Origin of the sequence: Arthrobacter sp. GAS37 (assembly GCF_044908325.1) — a bacterium.
GTDB lineage: Bacteria > Actinomycetota > Actinomycetes > Actinomycetales > Micrococcaceae > Arthrobacter > Arthrobacter ramosus.
The window spans coordinates 1-12998 of record NZ_JBIYDB010000068.1 but is presented as its reverse complement, the minus strand read 5'-3'; the positions used below and the strand labels follow the sequence as shown (position 1 = coordinate 12998).

Sequence of the window (12998 nt, the reverse complement as noted above, 5' to 3'; positions counted from 1 at the left end):
ACCACAACCCCCCCGGCCCCCACCCCACTTCGGGGGGCCGTTTTTCTGCCCCGCGTCCTGCCCTTTGCGCGGCGCGTCACGTCCGTCCGTCCCGGGATCGTCTTCGCTCGGATGTCCGATTCTGCTCAATCATTCGAATGGAAAAATGCCGGGGCCGCGGAATCACGGGACCGGCAACTTCGGCGAAGAGAATGATCCAGCAGAATCCGACGGAGTCCAGAGATCGTCGAACCCCCGTCGACCTGGATCTGGCCTCGGACCTCCCCGGTCACCGGGATCCGCGGGGCAGCGTTCCATCACCAGGGCGGCTGGCCCCGCAGCCCAGACACCGGTAGCGCTGCTCACCCACGGCCGTCGTTCCGTTCCATCTCCCAAGCACCCCAGCCACCCTAAGCTTCCAAAGCTGGCTATCCCCGAATTCACCGCCAACACTGGGAAGCAACCCCCTCCCATGCACACGTGTTGTCCCACAACCCGGGGCAGGCGGCCACGCGCCGTCGTCGTGCTTCCGGATCGACGCACCGGCGGTTACGGCGTAATCCCCGGCCGGGTGGCACTATTGGGTATGCCCTTCATGCGCGTTCCCAGGCTCAAGAGGGCGTCTGCCCGAACGGGACGCGATGCGAACCAGCTAGCATCTGCCTCAACCGGATGGTGGCTCCTGGTTGTCGTATTCATCGAGGCTGCGGTCGCCTTGTCTATCCGCCTGCCACTGGCTTTCGGATTTCCACCCTGGGTCGGCATCGATGGATCAACCGGATTCCCCGCTCTTCTCGCGCTGCTGATGGTGCCGCTGGTGGTGTTGGCGGCGTGGCGCCTCATGCGGCAGCAGCAGCGGGAGCGAAGCCAGGCGTTCCGGACGTCGCGCTTGATGGACACCGTGCTGCATACAAGCTTGGACTGGCTGTGGGCCACGGGGCCCGATGGACGATTTACGTTCTGCAGCCCGGCTTGCAAGGACATCACAGGGTACGAACCTTCCGAACTGCTGGGACGGCACATCACTCGGATCATCGACCCCGGGGATCTGGCGGACGCGCGGGTGGACTGGAAAGCCAGGGAAAGCGGTGACTCCTCGTGGTCACGGGTGGTCACCGTGTGCCGCCACCGGGACGGCAGCCGCGTCTTGATTGATGTAGCCGGAAGGCCAATGCGCGACAGGGAAGGCAGGGACCGCGGTTTCGAGGGCACCTGCCGTGTCTTGAATCCAGAGACAGCACGTTCGCATGCAGAAGTCACCGCCCGCGTCCAGGAAGTGCTCTCTGACGGTTCACTCATTACAGCATTCCAGCCGATCCGGCGCCTGGGGACGGGCTGCGTCATTGGAGCGGAAGCCTTGACAAGGTTCAACGGTTTGCAGGGGTCGTCCCCGGAGGTGCGGTTCATGGAAGCCGCCTCGATCGGCCTTGATATCGAGCTTGAACTCCTTGCGCTCCGGACCGCACTGACCACCGCTGCCGGGCTCCCGCCGGAACTGTACATCGCGGCAAATCTCTCACCCCGAGCATGCCTTGACCCCCGGTTGGCAGCTGCGATTGAGGAATCGGCCATCCCTCCCCGACGCATCGTGCTTGAGGTCACCGAACGCCACGAGGTCGCCAACTACGAACCGCTCGCGGAAGCACTGGCACCGTTGCGGCGTGCCGGAATGAGAATCGCGGTCGACGACGCCGGTGCCGGCTTTGCTTCCATGCGCCACATCCTGCAGCTCAAGCCGGACCTCATCAAGCTCGATCGCGAGATCATCGCCGGCATCGACACAGATCCGGCACAGCGGGCACTGGGAGCTGCGATGGTCGGTTTTTCCTCCGAAATCGGTGCTGCCCTGGTGGCCGAAGGGATCGAGACCGAGGCCGAGCTGGCTGCGGTCACCAAGCTCGGGATGACCGCAGCCCAGGGCTACCTGCTCGGCCGCCCCTCGCTCAGGCCGGAGGACTGGGCGAGCTGGGGGTAGTGTCGGCCGGTCCACGGCGTATACCCCCTGGGGGTACTTGATTTAATACCCCCAGGGGGTATACCTTTGCAGCATGAGCACGATCGATGTGAACCCCACAGATTTGAACCCGGTTGACTTGAACGTTGGCCAACACGGCTACTCTCCGAACAAGGACGCATACTTGCGGCGCCTCAAGCGGATCGAGGGCCAAGTACGCGGTATTGCGCGCATGGTGGAAGAGGACAAATACTGCATCGACATCCTCACGCAAGTCTCGGCAGTCACGAAGGCGCTGCATGCCGTGAGCCTCGGGCTCGTGGAGGAACACATCGGGCACTGCGTCGTCGGAGCTGCCTCCGAGTCCGATCCCGTCGTGCGCGCTGAGCAAATCGACATCAAAGTCAAGGAGGCTGCCGATGCCATCGGGCGCCTGCTGCGGTAACCCCGCAAGCACTCACCACACGCTTCAACTCACCACCAAGGAGCACGCCATGGGCCACACCGCCACCATCCAGACGAACGTCAGCGTTTCCGGCATGACCTGCGGGCACTGCGTTTCAGCAGTCAGCGAGGAAATCGAGTCCTTGGCGGGAGTGGAGAATGTCGAGATCGATCTGAATGCCGGCGGAATCTCCACCGTCACCATCACCTCCACCCAGGAATTGTCGCCGTCCGAAATCGGCGAAGCCGTCGCCGAAGCCGGCTACCTGGTAGTCGCCAACGAGGCCTAGGGGCCAATGTGAGCAATCACGACATCCTTCACCAAACGGGCACGCGCATCATCGAACTCGACATCGAGGGCATGACGTGCGCATCATGCGTGGCGCGCGTAGAGCGGAAACTGGGCAAGCTCGACGGCGTGGAGGCTTCAGTCAACCTCCCCCTCGAATCAGCCCAGGTAACAGTCCCGGATAATGTCACGGACCAACAAATCCTGGACACAGTGAACGCAACGGGCTACAAAGCCTGGATCCGCGAATCCAGGCCCGGCCCTACATCCCAGACCCATGAGCACGCCCACGATCGCGAAACCGATATGCTCGGCGCGCTCGCTCCTCCGTCGCTTAGACGGGCGCTGCCGCATACCGGCCCCGCGATCGAGTCCGGCACCGAAAGCAGTGCCGGTGACCACAGCGGACCTGAACATAACCACAGCGATAGCGACCACAACGAGTGGCTCCATGACCACAGTGGCGACGCGGGGGGCATGCGGCAGCGTGCGTCTAAGGGAGGAACGACCGAGCACGCAGAGCATGTGGCCCGTGGCGCCACGGCAGGCGACCACGGGGCGCACCCGCCGGGAGCCCACGCCGACCACATGCACCACGGTCCTGCGTCCCGCCAGCTAAGGCCAAGACTCATCGCTGCTGCCATACTGACGGTCCCGGTCTTCGCCATCTCGATGATTCCGGCTCTGCAATTCCCCCAGTGGGGTTGGGTCGCCGCGTTGCTGGCCCTTCCTGTTGTGACGTGGGCTGCCTGGCCCTTCCACCGGGCCGCCGCCATCAACGCGCGCCATTTCGCCTCGACCATGGACACGCTGGTCTCCATTGGTGTCCTGGCCGCGTACCTCTACTCTGCGTGGCAGCTCTTTGCCAACCCCATGATGACTGAACACCCCGGCATGGAGACCATGGGAGGCGTGAGCGGCGGGCTGTACTTCGAAGTTGCGGCCGTGGTCACCACGTTCCTGCTTCTGGGCCGCTATCTCGAGGCCAACGCCAAAGCGAAGGCCGGCGATGCTCTCAAGGCCCTGCTGAATCTTGGAGCCAAGGACGCAACGGTGGTGCGCGACGGCGTCGAGCACAAGATCCCGGCCGAGCAACTCGTGGCGGGGGACGTCTTCGTGGTTCGACCGGGAGAGAAGATCGCCACTGACGGCCTGGTGACGAGCGGTTCATCTGCTGTGGATGCCTCATTGGTCACCGGTGAATCCGTGCCGGTGGAGGTCGGACCGGGAAGCCAGGTCACGGGCGCCACCATCAATACTTCGGGCCGCCTGCTGGTCCGCGCGACCCGCGTCGGTTCTGAAACTACGCTGGCGCAAATGGGGCGTTTGGTCAGCCAGGCGCAGACGGGCAAAGCCCCGATTGCACGGCTCGCTGATCGCATCAGCGCCGTCTTCGTTCCGGTCGTACTGGTCATCGCCGTCGTTACCTTCGTACTCTGGCTCGCCCTGAGCGGGGACCTCAATGCCTCGTTCACGGCTGCCGTGGCGGTGCTCGTGATTGCCTGCCCGTGTGCGCTTGGGCTCGCGACTCCCGTTGGCCTCTTGACCGGGACCGGTCGGGGCGCGCAGCTCGGCATCCTCATCAAGGGCCCCCAGGTGCTTGAAGATACGCGCACGGTGGACGCCATCCTGCTGGACAAGACCGGAACCGTCACCAGCGGCAAGCTCGCCGTTGTACACACCTTGGCTTTGAACGGCCACTCCCCCGCCGACGTCCTGTCCCTCGCCGGCGCCGTCGAGGCTGCGTCGGAGCACCCCATCGCCCACGCCATTGCCGCTGCCGCCAAGTCCGCAATGCCCGACGCCGGCCCGCTCCCCGCTGTGAAGGACTTCAGTTCCGCCCCGGGCGGCGGAGTCCGGGGGATGGTTGCGCTGAACGGAGCCGGAAACGGAGCTGAGCGAACGGTCGTGGCCGGCAGGACTGGCTGGTTGGAACACAACGGGATCTTCCCTGACGACGCACAACGCCAGGCACTGGCCACTGAGGAAGCTGGTGGCGCTACTGCCATCTGGGTTGCCGTGGACGGGAATCCCGCTGGAATAGTCACGCTAAGGGACACCGTCAAACCCGGTTCGGCTGCAGCCATCGCGAAGCTCAAGGAACTCGGGATTCGCCCTCTGCTGCTGACCGGAGACAACGCCGCCGTCGCCGCCCAAGTGGCCGCCGCCGTCGGGATCGCCCCGGAAGATGTATTCGCGGGGGTCCTGCCGGAAGGCAAAGTGGACGCGGTGCGGAAGCTTCAGTCCCGGGGTTCCACTGTGGCCATGGCCGGGGACGGGGTCAACGACGCCGCAGCACTGGCGCAAGCCGACCTTGGCATAGCCATGGGATCGGGCACGGATGTGGCCATCGAGGCCTCGGATCTGACCGTGATGGGCAGCGACCTCGGCCAGCTGGTGCAAGCCATCGAGCTGTCCCGGAAGACGCTCTCCACCATCAAGACAAACCTGTTCTGGGCCTTCTTCTACAACGCCATCGGCATCCCCGTGGCAGCCCTTGGTTTGCTCAACCCGATGATCGCCGGTGCGGCCATGGCTGCGAGCTCGGTCCTGGTGGTCGCGAATTCGCTGCGGTTGCGCTCGTTTGCAAAGTAGTCCCCACCGCCACCCAACTAGCTAGCAGTTGTTGTCGTTATCCGGCGTGAGAACGGCAACAACTGCCAGTCAGTTTGCGGAGGCTAGGCCGTTCCGAAACGAACGGCCGCCCGGGTCCTGGCTTTGGCCGCCTCCTCGTCGCGGTTGCGCGCTGGCGCATGGGTCACGAGGGAATCGAGCAGATGCTGGGTGATATGCGCGATCTCATGGACAGCCTCGGCGAAGGCCTCCTCGTTTACCTTGGACGGCTTGGTGGTGCCACTGATCTTTCGTACGTATTGCAGGGCTGCGGCTTCCACCTCCGCCGAGGTGGCTCGTGGCTCGAAGTTGTGGAGGGTGTGAATGTTCCGGCACATATCAACATGCTAGGCCCCGGCCCCCCATTAAGGGTCGGGTTTAGAGGACCCTCTCGGAAGGAACCGGCTCGACGTCGTTCGCGTGGTCAAGCTCCAGGGCAGCATGGTCTTTACCGGGCTCCAGGGCATCACGCTTGTCGGCGCGCAGCTCGTCGATTCGCACCAAGACCACTCCGCACACGATGAGTGCCCCGCCCACGAGCTGGATGGCTCCGGGCAATTCGGCCAGCAACAGCCAGGCCCACACTACGGCGAACAACACTTCCGTGAGCGAGACAAAGGATGCCACCTTGGAACCGAGGCTTCGTGCTGCCATGATCCCCGTGACGTAGGACAGCACGGTGGACAGGATGACGAGGCCGGCGATCGAGACCCACCACGGCGTGGTCCACGGCCCGAGCTGTGTGTCCGCGGTGGCGAAGGTCATGGACACCAGGCCGGTTCCGCCGGCAATCCAGATGAGGACTGAACCAGCCATGAGACCGCCGGAAGCCAGCACTATGGGCGGCAGCGTCTCGTTCTGTTTGGCTGTGATGAAGAAGTAGATGACCAGGCAGACGGCCGCGGCCATGCCCCACAGGACCCCGACGAAGTCCACCTTCACGGAGCCGGTGAGATCAAGCACCAGGACGAGTCCGCCGAGGGAAAGCAGCGTTCCGATGGCGGTGAGGGCCCGGGGTCGGCGTCGACTCGCGGCCCACAGCCACAGGACGATCATGGTTGGCGCGAGGTATTCGAGCAGGAGCGCGACCCCCACGGACAGCCTTGACACCGCATTGAAGTAGAAAAGCTGGCATGCTGCAACGCCAATCACACCGAATAGCAGGATGGTGAGCCAGTTGTCCTTGAGCTGGTGCCAACGGCCCCGGAGAGCGACGACGGCCGGAATCACCAAGATAAGTGCAGCACCGCTCAACCGGATGGCAACTGCCGCGCCGGGGGTCCACCCGGTCTCCAGGAGGGACTTGGCGAACGAGCCGGACAAGCCGAAGACCGCTGAGGAAAAGAGCGCGAGCCCCAAGCCCGACGCCATGAAGCCCGCAGCACCAGCCCGGTTTGTTGCAGCTGACACAGCAGCCTCCTGTCAGGAGTAAAATGGGTTACGCTGCTGACACTACTCCCGAGAGATGTAAGGAGTCAAAGTGCTTTTTGCACCTGACACTGAAGTGGCGCTTCGAAGCGTGGTCAATTTGATCAATACGGCCGCCAACGGCACCGAATCCCTCACGAGTGTCGCCGAGCTCCACGCCTTCCTCGACGCGGAAGAATTCACGGGGACGAGGGAGGGAACCGAGGCCGAATTGGCCAGCGTGAAGCGACTGCGGAGCCAGCTGGCTTCCCTGTGGACATCCGACGAGGACGCGGCCGCAGAGGCCGTCAACCAGCTCCTCACCGACGCACGCGCACTCCCCCAATTGGTCAAGCACGATCATTGGGATTGGCACTTGCACGCCACTACCCCTGAAGCGCCCCTCGCGGAACGCATGGGCACGGAAGCCGCCATGGCACTCGTGGACGTCATCCGCAGCAAGGAAATGGATCGCCTGCGGCTATGCGCGGCGGACGATTGCGACGCCGTCGTGTTGGACCTGAGCCGCAACCGTTCCAAGCTCTATTGCGATACCGGCAACTGCGCCAACCGAACGCACGTCGCTGCCTACCGGGCCCGGAAAGCCTCAGGTACGGAGTGAGCCGGGCGAGGGTGTCACGCCGTGCAACTTTTCAGGGCGCACGACGGCGGCCTGCCGCGAGTTTCCGGGGTTGCTGCGCTGACCAGCCGGAAAAAAGTTGCGTGGCGTGACACGAAAAAAGACTAAGACGGCCTAGTCGGCGTCGGGCGTTTCCGTTTCGCTGCCCGCATGGGGGGCCGCAGAACCGTGACCCTGGCCCGGCTTCCTGGAGCTCAGGTTGACGCCTGAGCCCTTGCCGAGGTGTTCGGCGTTTTCCTTGTGGCTCATGGAAAGCATCGCAGCGAGGACGAGGCTCACAATGAAGGCGATGCCGGCACCGGTAAACGCGAGGTCAAAGCGCGGAGTGCGGGCGCTGCCGCCGGACGCGAAGATCAGCACGGCGAAGAAGATCACGACGCCCCAAAACGCGGAGAACATCAGCGGTCCCTTCACCGAGGTCCGCATCTTGCGCGGCTCTCTTGGTTTCTGGTCAGCCAAGGTCGTTCCTCCAATGTGGGTGCTGGCGCCGTGCGCGCCTTGAGAGTTCTACGCAGGGTAGAACGTACGACTACTAGTTTACGGCCTCGGCGGAGGGGGTTCGCCCATCGTGCCGCAGGCTCAGCCCGGACAGCATCCACAAGACTCCCGAGATGATGGCGCCGCCGCCGGCAACACCGAGAAGCGCGTGCGCTCCAAGGCCGATGAAGAACGGCAAGGCAACGGCGGTGCCGATGCCCACCACACCGGAAATGATCCAGTCTCGGGCGAGCACGTGCCGTCTGCGCTGCCGGAATCCCTGGACCAGTTCAAACGCCCCGAGCACCAGCAATCCTACGAGCGCGGAAACGGCGGCACCTGTGTCGGACTGCGTAATCAAGGCGCCCACTCCTGCCAGGCCAACGACGGCGGCCGCGGCCGCCGGAACACTCGCAGCCAGGAACGCGGCGCCCGCGGTTGCGAGCAGGTAGAGCCCGGTGGCCCAGGCCAGAACGTGAACGGATGGCGAGCCCCAGAAGACGGTCACGGCTCCAAACACCAGCGCAGCACCGGCGCGGAGAAGTACGGGCTTCCAGAGACCGGCTGCTGTAGGCGTGGATGAAGTCGCTGAAGAGGTGGGGAGAGTCACCAGTCCAGTTTAGTGCGAACCGAGGACCATCCATTTGTCAGAGCGGGCCCGCAGCCCCAGAGTGACCCCGCGCGCCATCATGTACCCCAGCCCGAACGCGACCCAGAGCCACACGAGCCCCGCCGCGCCGTCGGGCCTGGTCAAGTGGACTGCCGCCAAAAGCGGCAGATATACCGCGAGGTTCACGACGCCGGCAATCGCCAGGTAGCGGGCATCGCCCGCGCCGATCAGGACCCCGTCAAGAACGAAGACGTAACCCGCGAGCGGCTGCCCGACGGCGAGCACCCACAGTGCCGCTGTGAGCGCGGACTGAACGCCGGCGTCGGAGGTAAAGAGGATGCCTGCCCACGGAGCGGCCACTGCCAGGAGCACGCCGGTCACCACACCGAAGCCCACGCCCCAGCGGATCATCGTGCGGGTGAGTTCGCGCGCCCTCGCCGGATGGGAAGCTCCGAGTTCCTTGCCGATGAGGGCCTGCGCAGCAATCGCCAAAGCGTCCAGGGCGAAGGCGAGGAAGGAGAAAATGGTCATCGCGAGCTGGTGCGCGGCGAGGTTCACGGACCCTTGGGAAGTGACCACCAGGACCGTGGCCAGGATCGCCAAACGCAGGCTGAGGGTGCGGAGCATGAGCCATGACCCCACGGTGGTCATTGCTCGGATTCCACGCCAGTCCGGGCGCAGCGAAACGCCGTGGCGGCGGGCATTCCGTCCCACCATCACCAGATACACGGCAGCCATGGCCCATTGAGCAATGCTAGTGCCGATTGCTGACCCCGCCACGGACAAGTGCAGCCCGTAGACCAGGACCACGTTGAGGCCAATGTTCACGGCGAACCCTGCCGTTGCGACCACCAAGGGGGTGCGGGTGTCCTGCAGTCCGCGCAAGACGCCGGTGCCAGCGAAGATCAGCAGCATGGCGACGAGTCCCGGCATGGACCAGCGCAGATAGTCGACGGCGTATGCCCGCACCTCGCCGCTGGCTCCAAACAACCCGACCAGCGGCTCAGCAGCGAAGAAGCCAGCCACCGCGAGGACTGTGCCCAGCAGCAAGGCCAGCCAGACGCCGTCGCGCCCTGCGGCCAGCGCTTTGGCGAGCTTCCCGTCCCCGATGGCCCGTGCCACAGCGGGAGTTGTCGAATATGCCAGAAACACCATAAGTCCGACGGCGGTGTACAGCAGGGTGGAGGCCAGCCCCACGCCCGCGAGCTGGGGGACGCCAAGGTGGCCCACAATGGCGGAGTCGGCCAAAAGGAAGAGGGGTTCGGCGATGAGCGCCCCAAAGGCCGGGACAGCCAGGCGCAGGATCTCGCGGGCAGTGGAGGGCGCGGTGGGACGGATCACTGTTTGAGGCACTTTCCCAGCCTAGCGGGGCACCGGCATGTAGCTTGGTGAGGTGTCACTCGAGCATCCCATCACCGTTTCCGTCGCCCGCACCATCATTCCCGGTTACACCCGCCAAGCCAACGCATGGGCCCACGCGGGCCAGGAACTTGCCCGGGAATGGCCCGGCTATTTGGGTTCAGGGTGGGTGCGCACGGCGGCCGATTCCGATGAATGGCACATGCTTTACCGCTTCGCGGACGCTGAAACCCTGCAGGCTTGGGAGGAATCCGAAGAGCGCCGATGGTGGATCGAAAGCGCCACCGAGCTCATGGAGGTCACACGTGTGGAGCGCCGATCCGGCATCGAAGGATGGTTCTCGCAACCCGGCGACGTGAACCTCGTGGTCCCGGAGACGGTGGTGCCGCCACGATGGAAGCAGGCCGTCAGCATCTTTCTGCCGTTCTTTCCCTTGAGCTTGCTGGCCAATTTCCTGCTGCACCCTCTGGTCCTGGGCTGGCCGCTGGTCTTCCAGGTTCTGTTAAACATCTGCATCCTGACGCCGCTCATGGTCTACATTTTCCTGCCCGTTACCACCCGGCTCCTGAAACCCTGGCTGGAAGCAAAGCGGAAGGGCCAGTAGCCTCAGCCGGGACTGCGGAGGCGGTCTCGCCGCGTCACGTTTGTTTGACACTTCAAGCAAAGTCCGAAAGTCTTGAGTTGAAGCTTCAATGAATTGGGCCTTGCCCCTGGGAGCTTCACAACCGCCAACCGCTACCCGAAAACGGTGCAATTACATGAACCAGTCCACCCTGACCAACACAGCCCTTACCGTCCTGCGCGTCATTGTCGGCTTCATCTTCGCCGCGCATGGCTGGCAGAAATTCACCGAGTTCACCATCGCCGGCACACAGGCCGCCTTCGGCAAGATGGGCGTACCCGCCGCCGACGTCGTGGCCCCGATCGTGTCAACCATCGAACTTGTCGGAGGCATTGCCCTCATCGCGGGCGTGCTTACCCGGGTCTTCGCCGCCCTCCTTGCACTGGACATGCTCGGCGCCCTGTTCCTGGTCCACGCCCCGGCCGGCCTGTTTGCCGACAAGGGCGGGTACGAACTCGTCCTGGCCCTCGCCGCCGCAGCGGCAGCCGTGGCCCTGACCGGCGCCGGACGGATCTCCATCGATGCCGCAGTCTTCGGGCGGAAGGGTTCCAAGCTGGGCATCCTCGCCTAGGATCGCGTGCGCTTCCCCGCTGGCGACACCCAAGTGCGCTGGCGACACGCAAACGGGCTGTCGACTCCCGAATCCGGGCGTCGACAGCCAGTTTGCGTGACACAGATCGCCCTGGGAGTCGCTGGTCCGCTTCGGCGTCGCCAGCCCGTCATACAGCGCATCAGTATCTACGCCGTCGATACACTCACGTCATGAGCGAGCTCCCCTCCCACTCCGTCACGCTGCGGTTCCTTGCTTCCCCCACCGACGTCGGACACAGCGGGTCCGTCGACGCCGGGACTGTCCTTGAGTGGGTGGACAAGGCCGCCTACGCGGCAGCTGTTGGCTGGGCGAAGTCCTATTGCGTCACGGCATACGTAGGCAACATCCATTTCGCCGACCCCGTGAACAGCGGAGACATGGTCGAGGTCGAAGCGACCATCGTCTACACGGGCCGCTCTTCCATGCACATCCGGACCATCGTGTCCTCCGGCGACCCCAAGGGCGGGCCAGCCACGATGCGCAGCCAGTGCCTGGTGATCTTCGTTGCGGTCGGTCCCGACGGCCGCCCGGTTCCAGTCCCCCAGTTCGAGCCCTCGACGCCGGAGGAAATCGAGCAGCGTCACAACGCCCTCGCGCGGATCGCCGTGCGGGAAAAGATCGTCGAAGCCATGAACGCACAGGAATATACCGACGCCGGCACGGCCGAGCGCGTCGTTCTCCGCTTCATGGCGGCCCCCACTGACGTGAACTGGGGCGGGAAAGTCCACGGCGGAATCGTCATGAAGTGGATCGATGAGGCCGCCTACGTCTGCGCTTCCCGTTATTGCGGCAAGGACACCGTGGCCGTGTTCTCCGGAGGCGTGCGCTTCTACCGCCCGCTCTTGATCGGCGACGTGGTGGAAGTAGAAGCCCGTCTCGTCTACACAGGCCACAAAGGCATGCATATTGCCGTCCACGTCCGCTCCGGCAACCCCAAGAGCCGTGAGATGAACCTGACCACCTACTGCCTCACGGTCATGGTGGCCAGGGACGAAACCGGCACGTCCGTTCCGATCCCGGCCTGGTTGCCGGAAACCGACGAGGATCGGCGCCTTCACGCCCACGCCCGCGAACTGCTGGAGATCCGTGGACGGGCTCCCGGAACCCGGATGCCCGATCATTTGCTCAACGGCGGGTAGGCAGTGCGACGATTGGCGTCCCCCCATACCGAAGGATCCCCATGAAAACGCCGAGTCCATTCCGCAGACCGTTCGCAACGCTTTTGCCAGCGGTCATTGCCACAGCGGCGCTCAGCGGCTGCGGCGTCGGCGTTCCGGCTCCAGTCAGCCCGTCCGGAGCTGCGGCGTCAAGGCTCGACCCGACCACGGAGAATCTCTCTTGGGACAACGGAAACAGGATCCTCGGAGACGAAAACGGTGGACACACGCCCGACGTCGGCACCTCCCTCGGGGATCCGACGTCCGGATGGCAGACCGACAACAGCAGTGTCGCGACAGACGGGGTAACGACATTCACCGCGCAGAAGACTCAATGCAAAGTCAGGACGACCCAGATGCACAATCAGCCCTCCGAGCTGGTCGCCGGGGACGATAGGGCATCGACCCTGAAGGTTCTCTCCATCCTCGCCCCTGGAGAGAAGAACCTCGTCGCAAGCGCCAAGGACACCACCCTGGGCTACGGTGCTGCCGGCATCCATGACGTGGCCATGCTGTCTGTCAGCTTTCAGTCCGGGAGTACCTACGACTTCACGGCTATCCGGACGTTCAACAAGCCGGCGGTCACCATCGAGGTCGAAGCAATCTGCCCGACCCTCGACACACTCAAATCAACCTGGTCCGAGATCCACAAGAGCACCACGATCAACGCACTGTAGTGCACGGACCGGACGAACGGGCCTCGTCTGCGCACCACCGACCAGCCGGAAGCTGATATGTAGGTCTGGTTGTCAAGAGGCACGGATGAGCGGCTCCTGGCTTTTGGTTCAGGGGGCCGCTCATCGTATGCCGGCCGGTCGTGGTGAAGGCGTTGGCGGGTCTTTCTCGACTGGGCAG

The 12998-nt window shown here is 64.3% G+C and carries 14 protein-coding genes; 9 read left to right on the top strand and 5 right to left on the bottom strand.

Going from position 1 to position 12998, the window contains the following annotated elements:
- The first annotated feature begins 574 nt into the window (after positions 1 to 574).
- The 4 genes from ABH924_RS24375 (at position 575) to ABH924_RS24360 (ending at position 5261) form a co-directional block, all read left to right on the top strand.
- Entirely contained in the window at positions 575 to 1954 is a 1380-nt protein-coding gene (locus tag ABH924_RS24375; protein WP_404503046.1) for an EAL domain-containing protein, read from the top strand.
- Positions 1955 to 2027: 73 nt separating this feature from the next.
- Positions 2028 to 2378 (top strand): metal-sensitive transcriptional regulator, encoded by a 351-nt coding sequence (locus ABH924_RS24370; protein ID WP_234752872.1) that lies wholly within the window; start codon positions 2028 to 2030, stop codon positions 2376 to 2378.
- Positions 2379 to 2427: 49 nt separating this feature from the next.
- Entirely contained in the window at positions 2428 to 2667 is a 240-nt protein-coding gene (locus tag ABH924_RS24365; protein ID WP_059388821.1) for a heavy-metal-associated domain-containing protein, read from the top strand.
- A 71-nt stretch (positions 2668 to 2738) separates the two neighbouring features.
- Positions 2739 to 5261, top strand: a complete 2523-nt coding sequence (locus tag ABH924_RS24360) for a heavy metal translocating P-type ATPase (RefSeq protein ID WP_404503048.1) — start codon at positions 2739 to 2741, stop codon at positions 5259 to 5261.
- Between the two features lie 83 nt (positions 5262 to 5344).
- On the opposite strand, the gene ABH924_RS24355 is transcribed toward ABH924_RS24360, so the two are convergent.
- Both ABH924_RS24355 and ABH924_RS24350 read right to left on the bottom strand, forming a co-directional pair.
- Entirely contained in the window at positions 5345 to 5617 is a 273-nt protein-coding gene (locus ABH924_RS24355; protein WP_404503044.1) for a DUF2277 domain-containing protein, read from the bottom strand.
- 40 nt (positions 5618 to 5657) lie between these two features.
- Entirely contained in the window at positions 5658 to 6689 is a 1032-nt protein-coding gene (locus ABH924_RS24350) for an EamA family transporter (RefSeq protein WP_404503042.1), read from the bottom strand.
- A gap of 70 nt (positions 6690 to 6759) precedes the next feature.
- Here ABH924_RS24350 and ABH924_RS24345 point away from each other — a divergent pair, with 70 nt between their 5' ends.
- Entirely contained in the window at positions 6760 to 7308 is a 549-nt protein-coding gene (locus tag ABH924_RS24345; protein WP_404503040.1) for a CGNR zinc finger domain-containing protein, read from the top strand.
- A gap of 132 nt (positions 7309 to 7440) precedes the next feature.
- Here the strand turns inward: ABH924_RS24345 and ABH924_RS24340 are convergent, their stop codons facing one another.
- The 3 genes from ABH924_RS24340 to ABH924_RS24330 form a co-directional block, all read right to left on the bottom strand.
- Positions 7441 to 7785: a hypothetical protein gene (locus ABH924_RS24340; protein ID WP_404503038.1), complete on the bottom strand. Its 345-nt coding sequence runs from the start codon at positions 7783 to 7785 to the stop codon at positions 7441 to 7443.
- 73 nt (positions 7786 to 7858) lie between these two features.
- Positions 7859 to 8413, bottom strand: coding sequence for a DUF308 domain-containing protein (locus ABH924_RS24335; protein ID WP_234752882.1), 555 nt, complete (start codon positions 8411 to 8413; stop codon positions 7859 to 7861).
- A gap of 9 nt (positions 8414 to 8422) precedes the next feature.
- A complete protein-coding gene (locus ABH924_RS24330; protein WP_404503036.1) occupies positions 8423 to 9766 on the bottom strand; it encodes an MATE family efflux transporter in 1344 nt (447 codons plus the stop codon).
- Between the two features lie 40 nt (positions 9767 to 9806).
- Between ABH924_RS24330 and ABH924_RS24325 the strand changes: the two genes are divergently transcribed.
- The 4 genes from ABH924_RS24325 (at position 9807) to ABH924_RS24310 (ending at position 12820) form a co-directional block, all read left to right on the top strand.
- On the top strand, positions 9807 to 10376 hold the full coding sequence (locus tag ABH924_RS24325; protein ID WP_234752886.1) for an antibiotic biosynthesis monooxygenase: 570 nt from the start codon (positions 9807 to 9809) through the stop codon (positions 10374 to 10376).
- 154 nt (positions 10377 to 10530) lie between these two features.
- Entirely contained in the window at positions 10531 to 10965 is a 435-nt protein-coding gene (locus tag ABH924_RS24320) for a DoxX family protein (protein ID WP_404503034.1), read from the top strand.
- Between the two features lie 191 nt (positions 10966 to 11156).
- Positions 11157 to 12125, top strand: coding sequence for an acyl-CoA thioesterase (locus ABH924_RS24315; RefSeq protein WP_404503032.1), 969 nt, complete (start codon positions 11157 to 11159; stop codon positions 12123 to 12125).
- A 41-nt stretch (positions 12126 to 12166) separates the two neighbouring features.
- Positions 12167 to 12820 (top strand): hypothetical protein, encoded by a 654-nt coding sequence (locus tag ABH924_RS24310; protein ID WP_404503030.1) that lies wholly within the window; start codon positions 12167 to 12169, stop codon positions 12818 to 12820.
- Positions 12821 to 12998: the final 178 nt, after the last annotated feature.

What these genes read in the sequence shown, in the direction of transcription:
- ABH924_RS24375 (WP_404503046.1), top strand. Translation starts at nt 575, where the DNA reads ATGCGCGTTCCCAGGCTCAAGAGGGCGTCTGCCCGAACGGGACGCGAT.
- ABH924_RS24370 (WP_234752872.1), top strand. Translation starts at nt 2,028, where the DNA reads ATGAGCACGATCGATGTGAACCCCACAGATTTGAACCCGGTTGACTTG.
- ABH924_RS24365 (WP_059388821.1), top strand. Translation starts at nt 2,428, where the DNA reads ATGGGCCACACCGCCACCATCCAGACGAACGTCAGCGTTTCCGGCATG.
- ABH924_RS24360 (WP_404503048.1), top strand. Translation starts at nt 2,739, where the DNA reads ATGACGTGCGCATCATGCGTGGCGCGCGTAGAGCGGAAACTGGGCAAG.
- ABH924_RS24355 (WP_404503044.1), bottom strand. Translation starts at nt 5,617, where the DNA reads ATGTGCCGGAACATTCACACCCTCCACAACTTCGAGCCACGAGCCACC.
- ABH924_RS24320 (WP_404503034.1), top strand. Translation starts at nt 10,531, where the DNA reads ATGAACCAGTCCACCCTGACCAACACAGCCCTTACCGTCCTGCGCGTC.
- ABH924_RS24315 (WP_404503032.1), top strand. Translation starts at nt 11,157, where the DNA reads ATGAGCGAGCTCCCCTCCCACTCCGTCACGCTGCGGTTCCTTGCTTCC.
- ABH924_RS24310 (WP_404503030.1), top strand. Translation starts at nt 12,167, where the DNA reads ATGAAAACGCCGAGTCCATTCCGCAGACCGTTCGCAACGCTTTTGCCA.